9 protein-coding genes are annotated in these 8524 nt (G+C 45.5%); 5 read left to right on the top strand and 4 right to left on the bottom strand.

Going from position 1 to position 8524, the window contains the following annotated elements; genetic code table 11:
• Positions 1–1370, top strand: a 1370-nt coding sequence (locus tag PSI22_RS20465; RefSeq protein ID WP_273581346.1) for a TonB-dependent receptor domain-containing protein, incomplete at its 5' end; no start/stop codon positions are given.
• Between the two features lie 126 nt (positions 1371–1496).
• On the opposite strand, the gene xseA is transcribed toward PSI22_RS20465, so the two are convergent.
• Positions 1497–2858 (bottom strand): exodeoxyribonuclease VII large subunit, encoded by a 1362-nt coding sequence (xseA, locus tag PSI22_RS20460; protein ID WP_273581345.1) that lies wholly within the window; start codon positions 2856–2858, stop codon positions 1497–1499.
• A gap of 170 nt (positions 2859–3028) precedes the next feature.
• On the opposite strand from xseA, the gene guaB reads away from it, so the two are divergent.
• Both guaB and guaA read left to right on the top strand, forming a co-directional pair.
• Positions 3029–4495 (top strand): IMP dehydrogenase, encoded by a 1467-nt coding sequence (gene guaB, locus PSI22_RS20455; RefSeq protein WP_273581344.1) that lies wholly within the window; start codon positions 3029–3031, stop codon positions 4493–4495.
• A gap of 76 nt (positions 4496–4571) precedes the next feature.
• Entirely contained in the window at positions 4572–6149 is a 1578-nt protein-coding gene (gene guaA / locus PSI22_RS20450) for a glutamine-hydrolyzing GMP synthase (protein ID WP_273581343.1), read from the top strand.
• A 108-nt stretch (positions 6150–6257) separates the two neighbouring features.
• Here guaA and PSI22_RS20445 read toward each other — a convergent pair whose 3' ends face one another.
• Positions 6258–6482 carry an IS1096 element passenger TnpR family protein gene (locus tag PSI22_RS20445; RefSeq protein WP_273581342.1) on the bottom strand — a complete coding sequence of 75 codons (225 nt, stop codon included), beginning with the start codon at positions 6480–6482 and terminating at the stop codon, positions 6258–6260.
• Between the two features lie 202 nt (positions 6483–6684).
• Entirely contained in the window at positions 6685–7809 is a 1125-nt protein-coding gene (locus PSI22_RS20440; protein WP_273581347.1) for a dipeptidase, read from the bottom strand.
• Here PSI22_RS20440 and PSI22_RS21595 point away from each other — a divergent pair.
• Both PSI22_RS21595 and PSI22_RS20430 read left to right on the top strand, forming a co-directional pair.
• Positions 7696–7977 (top strand): hypothetical protein, encoded by a 282-nt coding sequence (locus tag PSI22_RS21595; RefSeq protein ID WP_273581348.1) that lies wholly within the window; start codon positions 7696–7698, stop codon positions 7975–7977. The genes PSI22_RS20440 and PSI22_RS21595 overlap by 114 nt on opposite strands.
• A gap of 90 nt (positions 7978–8067) precedes the next feature.
• Positions 8068–8319, top strand: coding sequence for a hypothetical protein (locus tag PSI22_RS20430; RefSeq protein WP_273581341.1), 252 nt, complete (start codon positions 8068–8070; stop codon positions 8317–8319).
• Here PSI22_RS20430 and PSI22_RS20425 read toward each other — a convergent pair.
• On the bottom strand, positions 8311–8524 hold a 214-nt coding region (locus tag PSI22_RS20425), incomplete at its 5' end, for an N-acetyltransferase (RefSeq protein WP_503016480.1). The genes PSI22_RS20430 and PSI22_RS20425 overlap by 9 nt on opposite strands.

Below are 8524 nucleotides of genomic sequence, written 5' to 3'. Positions count from 1 at the left end.
AATATCATTACACACCATTTAGTGAATTGGTTGATACCAAATTGCTGCTTAGCTCAAGCAAAGGCCAGCAGGATTTTGAAAACAGGACGATGGGCGTATTGGGTGAAAGTGAATCTAAAAATCAATCCAATGCTATTGATATTAGTAATACCAGTCGCTTAAATTATGCTGATACTGACTTTGCATTTACTCTGGGCAGTAAATGGATGAATACTGAATATCGTAAAAAAATCAGTACTAAGATAGAAAGTGAAAAAGTGGCAGGGGAAGCAATAGAAAATAACCCATTTGCGCCGAGTGGAAAACAAAATATTGCCAGTATCTACAGTCGCCTTAAAATTGAACACGGTATTTATACGGCAGATTTGGTACTGAATTATATCGATTACAGTGTTAAAGGGATAAAACCAGCTTGTGAAGAACGGATAAATTGTTTTCCTCAAGGAGAAGCCAAAATAAACCTAAAAGAGCGAGGATTTAATCCTGGTATTCTATTATCGGCAGAAATTATCCCTGAATTTCAACCGTTCGTCAGTTATACCCATTCAATGCGAGCGCCGAATATTCAGGAAATCTTTCATACTAATGATGGTGGCAATTCTGTGAATCCTTTCCTGAAAGGAGAAAAAGCGGATACCTATCAAATTGGTTTTAATAGCTATCGCCCAAATTTAATTGTTGATGGGGATACATTCCGCCTGAAAACGACACTATTCTACACTAAGATTAAAAATTACATCACCAGTGATCAGTATATGCTTTGTATTGAAAAGAGAATGTGCAAAGTGGGCGGAGCACTGACAGATGAAGAACAGAATGCCCTTAATCCCAATGTATCATCATATATTTATACTAATAGCCTAACGCCGGTAAATATGCGTGGTTATGAGATTTCGGCTAATTATGATTCAGGTATATTCTATAGCTCGCTGGCATATAGTCAGCAAAAAACTCAGCAACCGACTTCAATTGCGACGACCTATTTTGGTGCCAGTCCGGCCTCCCAGCTACCAGAACGTTATATCACATTGGATACTGGAGTTCGTTTCTTTGATGAGAAACTCCGTGTTGGTGCTATTGTGAAATATACTGGGGAATCTTATCGTCAAAGTCCTTCAGGTGAACCGGATGATGATAATAATATCGTAATGCAAAAAGAGGATAAAATTCCAACTATCATTGATTTGTATAGTGATTATAAAATTAATAAAAATTTATTTATTAATTTTTCCATACAAAACTTAATGAATAAAAATTATTCTGAAGCACTAAACCGTATGAACTCTGCACCAATAATGGAGGATCAAAATGCAAGAACCCAAACTGCCCGTGGCAGAACCTATGTAATAGGCGCGGAAGTTCGTTTCTGATAACAGGTAAAATAGCGGTGCATGTACACCGCTATTTTTTATATTTTATTGCCCCCAAACATTTTTAATATCTCTTCTGTTGCCACCTTGCTTTCAATTCACAAAACAGACAAAGCATTTTATAAGTTATTTTTTTACGTTTGGCTGTTTTTTTACCTGAACTACCTGACTTTTAACCCAACCATCCTGTAATCGAGTGTTTAGGGTATCCCCAACTTCCACTTGCTTAGTTTCCTTTAGTAACGTCCCATCAGATGTTTCACTGATACTATAACCGCGTTGTAGCGTTGCCAGTGGGCTGACGGCATTGAGCTGAGAACAAGAAACTGCAAATTTCTCCCGATAATGTCCTAATTGGCGTTCAATCGTTTGTTTCAACCGAAAATCATATTGTTGGATCTGTTGGCTATGATGCCGAATTTGCTGATCGGGATTAGTCTGTAAGAGTCGTAGATTTAGCTTCTCATGTGAAAGAGAATGTTGCTTCAAACAGCGCAGGAGGCTATCGACCAGCTTTTGACGTAATTCCACTAATTTATTCTGCTGGCGAGCCAGCCGTAAATCAGGGCGCTGTTGCTGGAGTTGATGCTGCAACGTATTAAAAATACGCAGTTTTTGGGCGAAAAAGTAATCCATCGCCATTTCGAGTCGTTGTTGCAGAGATTGAACTTGCCTCAACAACTCAATTTGATTGCGACTGACTAGTTCAGCGGCCGCAGAAGGCGTAGGTGCGCGCAGATCGGCTATAAAATCTGCAATTGTGACATCGGTTTCATGCCCAACTGCGCTAACGATAGGAATACGGCTCTGGAAGATCGCCCGTGCTACCTGCTCATCATTGAAACACCACAAATCTTCCAGTGATCCACCGCCACGGCCGACAATTAAAACATCACACTCCTGCCGATCATTTGCCAACTCAATCGCCCGAATAATCTGTAACGGCGCTTCAGCTCCCTGAACCGCAGTGGGATAAATGATAATTGGCAGTGATGGATCGCGGCGTTTTAGGATATGGAGAATATCATGCAGCGCAGCGCCACTGGCGGAGGTAATGACACCGAGGCGTTTTGCTGGTGAGGGCAGTGGTTTTTTATGGATCGAATCAAATAACCCTTCTGAGGTAAGTTTTTGTTTCAGCACCTCAAATTGTTGCTGTAGCAGCCCATCTCCAGCAGGTTGGATACTTTCCACAATCAGTTGATAGTCACCCCGTGGTTCATATAGCGTAATCTGTGCACGCACCAACACCTGCTGACCATTTTGTGGACGAAATGTTGCCCGCAGATTGCTGCTACGAAACATGGCAGCACGAATTTGCGCCCGTTCATCTTTTAACGTGAAGTACCAATGTCCTGATGAAGGCTGGGAAAAGTTAGAAATTTCAGCACTTAGCCAAATTCTACCCATTTCCAGCTCCAATAGCTGACGGACAGTCTGATTCAGACGACTAACAGAAAAAATTCCGGTGTTGGTTGGTAGTGACATGTGAGCCAGATCAAATTTCAAAACAAAGGGTTAATCGATTGATACTAATCATCCCAGAATATGAATCAAGAAATTTTTTTAAAAAATGCTGGAGGCAACCGATTACGGCCTGTATAATGCCGCGGCAATATTTTATGCCTTATTGCCCATAGCTTGGTGAGATATTGCCCATGTTGCGAATTAAAAAAGAAGCATTAACTTTTGATGACGTTTTGTTGGTTCCTGCCCATTCTACAGTCCTGCCTAATACGGCAGATCTGTCCACTCAATTAACTTCCACTATTCGTCTGAACGTTCCTATGCTCTCAGCGGCCATGGATACTGTGACGGAATCTGCTCTGGCAATTGCACTGGCCCAGGAAGGGGGCATCGGCTTCATTCACAAGAATATGCCCATTGAGCGTCAGGCAGAAGAAGTCAGTCGCGTGAAAAAGCACGAAAGTGGTGTCGTGACTAATCCTGTTACTGTAACGCCACAAACTACATTGCGCGAAGTACACGAACTGACTAAACGTAATGGTTTCGCGGGCTATCCTGTCGTGACAGAAGAGAACGAACTGGTAGGTATCATTACTGGTCGTGATGTACGTTTCGTTACTGATCTGGATCAGCCAGTGACTGCGGTAATGACGCCGAAAGAGCGTCTAGTCATCGTAAAAGAAGGTGAAGCGCGCGAAGTTGTGTTGCAGAAAATGCACGAAAAGCGTGTTGAGAAAGCACTGGTCGTTGATGATAGCTTCCACTTGCTTGGCATGATCACTGTGAAAGATTTCCAGAAAGCAGAACGTAAGCCAAACGCCTGTAAAGATGAAGAAGGTCGTCTGCGGGTTGGTGCTGCGGTTGGTGCGGGAGCTGGCAATGAAGAACGTGTTGATGCGCTGGTGGCTGCGGGCGTGGATATCCTGCTTATTGACTCATCCCACGGCCATTCTGAAGGTGTTTTGCAGCGTATTCGCGAAACTCGTGCTAAATATCCTGATTTGCAAATCATTGGTGGTAACGTAGCGACTGGTGAAGGTGCTAAAGCCCTGTTTGAAGCCGGCGTTAACGCAGTGAAAGTCGGTATTGGCCCTGGTTCTATCTGTACTACCCGTATCGTTACTGGTGTTGGTGTTCCTCAAATTACGGCGATTGCTGATGCGGTGGAAGCACTGGAAGGTACTGGCATTCCTGTGATTGCTGACGGTGGAATCCGCTTCTCTGGTGACATCGCTAAAGCGATTGCGGCGGGGGCATCATGTGTCATGGTAGGTTCAATGCTGGCCGGTACAGAAGAATCCCCAGGGGAAATTGAACTCTATCAAGGCCGTTCTTTCAAATCCTACCGTGGTATGGGATCACTGGGTGCGATGTCCAAAGGCTCTTCTGACCGTTATTTCCAGACCGATAACGCGGCTGACAAACTGGTGCCAGAAGGCATCGAAGGCCGTGTGGCTTACAAAGGCCTGTTGAAAAGCATCGTTCACCAGCAAATGGGTGGCTTGCGTTCCTGCATGGGGTTAACAGGCTGTGCCACTATTGACGAACTGAGAACTAAAGCAGAATTCGTTCGTATCAGTGGTGCGGGCATTCAGGAAAGTCACGTACATGACGTGACCATCACCAAAGAATCACCAAACTATCGTTTAGGTTTGTAATTTATTTAGGGTGGCCCGCTATCGGGCCACTGACTTCTTTATTTTTCTTGCCACTTGTTTTTGGAATTCACCTCAAATGACAACTAATATCCACCAGCATCGCATTCTGATCCTTGATTTTGGTTCGCAATATACCCAGCTAATTGCCCGCCGTATTCGTGAAATTGGTGTTTATTGTGAACTTTGGACATGGAATGTCACTGAAGAGCAAATCCGTGAATTTAACCCGAGTGGTATCATCCTTTCGGGTGGACCGGAAAGTACAACAGAGAATAATAGCCCGAGTGCGCCGGAATATGTCTTTGATGCAGGCGTGCCGGTACTGGGAATTTGCTATGGTATGCAAACCATGTCCACGCAACTGGGTGGCAAGGTGAGTAATTCCACTGAGCGCGAATTTGGTTATGCTCAAGTTGAAATCAAAAGTGACTGTGAATTATTCCGTGGTATTCAGGATGCCCTGAGTGAATCAGGTAAGCCTTTGCTGGATGTATGGATGAGTCATGGTGATAAAGTCACTGCTGTTCCAGAAGGTTTCATCACCGTTGCCAGCACGGATACCTGCCCGTTTGCCATTATGGTCAATGATGAAAAACGTTTTTATGGCGTGCAATTCCACCCAGAGGTTACTCATACTCATCAGGGTTTGAATATTTTGCAACGTTTTGTACTGGATATTTGTCAATGTGAAGCATTATGGACATCTGCTTCCATCATCGACGATATTGTAGAACGCCTGCGTACGCAGATTGGTGATGATCACGTTATTCTGGCACTGTCTGGCGGCGTGGATTCTTCCGTAACCGCATTGCTGCTGAACCGCGCCATTGGCAAACGTCTGACCTGTGTTTTCGTAGACAACGGTCTGTTGCGTCTGAATGAAGCCGATCAGGTTATGGCGATGTTTGAGGGTAAATTCGACCTGAACCTCGTTCATGTTAAGGCAGAAGAGCGCTTCTTGTCTGCGTTGGCGGGCATTGATGAGCCAGAAGCCAAGCGTAAAACCATCGGTCATGTCTTTATTGATGTATTTGATGAAGAAGCATCAAAACAAACTCAGGTTAAATGGCTGGCACAAGGCACGATTTATCCAGATGTTATTGAATCCGCTGCTTCTGCGACAGGCAATGCCCACGTCATCAAATCTCACCACAATGTGGGGGGCCTGCCGGACGATATGAAACTGGGTCTGGTTGAACCGTTGAAAGAACTGTTCAAAGACGAAGTTCGTCGTATTGGTCTGGAACTGGGTCTGCCATATGACATGCTGTACCGCCATCCATTCCCAGGCCCAGGTCTTGGTGTGCGTGTATTGGGTGAAGTGAAGAAAGAATATTGTGACCTGCTGCGCCGTGCAGATGCTATTTTTATTGAAGAACTGCATAAAGCGGATTTGTACAATAAAGTCAGTCAGGCGTTCACCGTATTCCTGCCAGTACGCTCTGTTGGCGTAATGGGTGATGGCCGTAAATATGACTGGGTTGTTTCCCTGCGTGCAGTGGAAACCATCGACTTTATGACCGCTCATTGGGCACACCTGCCATATGACTTTTTGGGTCGTGTGTCGAACAGGATCATTAATGAGGTCAGTGGCATATCGCGGGTAGTCTATGATATCAGCGGTAAGCCACCCGCGACGATCGAGTGGGAATGATTCAACGCTTTCCATACGTCACCATCGCATGATGATTTAATAAATAAGACCCTGATTTCAGGGTCTTTTTTTGCCTGTTAAATCAAACCAGTATATTTAATGACTATTTTAATTTTTCGGATAAACAAATTTAAAGTCATCCAGCGTGATTTTGTAAGGGTTATCCGGAAACGCAATCCCGCCAGAATAGGAAATGCCGTAATTTTTGCCATAAATACGGAACGGGTGAAGGTGGTCATTACACCATCTTTGAGCGATTTGAATAAAAGAGTGAAAAGCCACTAAAGAAGTCTTACCGGATAGCCTGAAACACCCAAACCATAGGGCTGACATAGTGGAGAGCCACTTTAACGGTATAAGTATTCATGGGTCATTAATAGGTAATAGTCCGGTTGAATTGCCCATTTTACCTCCAACTAACTCAAGTGCCTCACGCTTTTTTATGCTCTCCAAGTTTGCTTGCTTCGATTGGCGTTTTGGCGATATCGCTATTGCGGATCGGGATACGACAAGGCTATCTCACTTGATTGTCTCGCTATGGAAGGTTTTCTAATAGAAAACGGATTTGATTTTCACCCATCAGTTTAGCGATCCTCTCTGGCTGCACGCCATCTTTCAGTAAAGCGTCAGTGACATTAACGAGGCCAGTAGCGTCGAAGGACATCTGAACCGCACCGTCAAAGTCAGATCCAAGGGCCACATGATCATCGCCGGCGATATTAGCCGCATAGAGCTGTGCCTTAGCGATACCGGCGGGGGTAGGATCGCACACTGCTTTGTCCCAAAAACCGATACCGATCAGTCCACCCATTGCAGCGATCCGCCTGAGTTGGTCATCGGACAGATTACGAATGTTGTCACAAGTACCTTTGACGCCAGTATGGGAAACGACCACGGGTCGCGTCGCGATTGCCAGTATGTCATCAATGGTTCTGGTCGAGGCATGAGCCAGATCAATGATCATACTCTTTGCCTCCATTCGCCGCACCATATCGGCACCGGCAGCAGTTAGCCCACCTTTTTCAATACCATGGGCAGAGCCGCCCAACTCTGTATCGAAGAAATGAGTAGGTGCCATCATCCGGTAGCCGGCCTCGAAAAGTACATCCACGTTGGCTGGGTCGCCCTCGAGAACCTGTGCGCCTTCTGAAGCGAGCAGCGCACCCACGATATTTGGATCACTCCTGCGTCTTTCAAGGAGAGCCTTCAAGTCAGCACGGCTTTTGATCACCACCAGTTTCCCATTTGAACGAGCGGCAGCCTCATGTAGGCGTGCAGCTTGATAGAGTGCCCGTTCTTTTAAACTGAACAGAGTTCGCCAAGGCCAACGTTGTGCCAGGGCAAGCAAAGTCACATCGTCAGTTTCGGCGCTATTCTTCTCGATATTCAGCCCACGCGGTGACTTAGAAACAACAGCAAAGACCTGCACAGCCACATTGCCGTCTATCAAACGCGGTATGTCAACTTGCCCACGCGTCGATCGATCCAAAAGATCCCTGCCCCAGAGCAGCGTATCGGCATGCAAGTCGGCGATCTGCAGGCGCTTGTGCAAGTCAACCGCGGTTTGTGTCGCTACATCAGCAACCCCGATCACACGATTCATCCGTGCCTCAACGAGCCTTGGCAGGACGAAAAAGAAAATCAGGACACAAGCACAAATAACTCCCCCTACTCCCGCTCCCGTCAGAATGATTTTTTCGCGTCGTGTCATATCCCACCTCTCGACCTATTGAGCCAACAACAGTTGCCGCCTGAATCGTCCCGAGTTTACGCTACGACATGCACACATCGCAATAGCCTGAGTAGATGTGTGCATGTCGTAGCGTAAACCCGAGGCGCTGAGCAACATGTGCTCGCTTGTTCACGACGATTGCCGCACTTGCGCGGATTGCATCAACAAACCATAAGAGTTGCTTCAATGAAAGCCATTGCCGTACGCCAGCCAGCCCAACTAGAAACCCTTGAATGTCTAGATCTCGGGGTTTGGGGGAGCAACGGAACAGTAAAGGCGCTCATCGAACTTGGTCTGATATTGCAAGGACCCAAAATCGGACGTAGTCACAGTTACTGTTTAAACCCTCAGTTCGGCTGGAAAGGTACGGTAAATAATCATAAAAAAGCTCTTACCAATGGCCTGAGTGTAATTCAGGGCAGCCGTGCTTTAACTTAGAGTTTTAGACATATTAAACCCAGTGATATGAAAACCACTTTTTTCGTATAGTGCTTTAGCAATTGGATTATTGGGAGCGACTCTCAACCCTACCTCTGTGATGCCCATAGACATAAGATTACTTTCTCTGTTATCCAGGAATAAAATTATGTGAAGAAACGGATCACTATTTGACAGAAGCTGTTGCTGTATAAGTGCCCCACAG

The sequence above is a fragment of the Xenorhabdus aichiensis genome (assembly GCF_028598775.1).
Classification (GTDB): Bacteria; Pseudomonadota; Gammaproteobacteria; order Enterobacterales; family Enterobacteriaceae; genus Xenorhabdus; species Xenorhabdus bovienii.
This window is presented reverse-complemented; position numbering and strand designations above follow the sequence as displayed.